Origin of the sequence: Chromobacterium alticapitis (assembly GCF_002924365.1) — a bacterium.
GTDB classification, from domain to species: domain Bacteria; phylum Pseudomonadota; class Gammaproteobacteria; order Burkholderiales; family Chromobacteriaceae; genus Chromobacterium; species Chromobacterium alticapitis.
Genome location: NZ_PQWB01000162.1, coordinates 1 through 352 on the forward strand (window position 1 = coordinate 1; position 352 = coordinate 352).

General features: G+C 69.6%; 1 protein-coding gene. It reads left to right on the forward strand.

The annotated features are described in order from the left end of the window. Positions 1 to 352 (forward strand): hypothetical protein (locus C2I19_RS22145; protein WP_158253780.1); only part of this gene is annotated, 352 nt, incomplete at both ends.

The following is a 352-nucleotide window of genomic DNA, read 5'->3' on the forward strand; positions in this document are numbered from 1 at the left end:
GCGCAAGCTGACGGTGAGCATGACGCTGAGCGAAGCGGCCGACCTGAGCGTCTATCTGTACGGCGACCGCGACGGTGCACATCACGCCGCCGGCCACGCGGTGCTGTTCGACGACGTGTCGGTGAGCAGCGCGCAACAAGGCCTGGTGCTGCAGGACGGCTTCGAGCGCGGACTGGGCGCCTGGACGGGCGCGGGGGAACCGATCCAGGCGACGCTGGCCGGGGTGCCGGTGAACGGCGGACAGTGGACGGCGGACACGCTGAGCGCCTACCTAGGGCAACGGCCGGCGAATCCGCAAGACCAAGCTAGCCACACGCTCTACGACGCTGCCGGCCGCCTGCAATACGCGGTA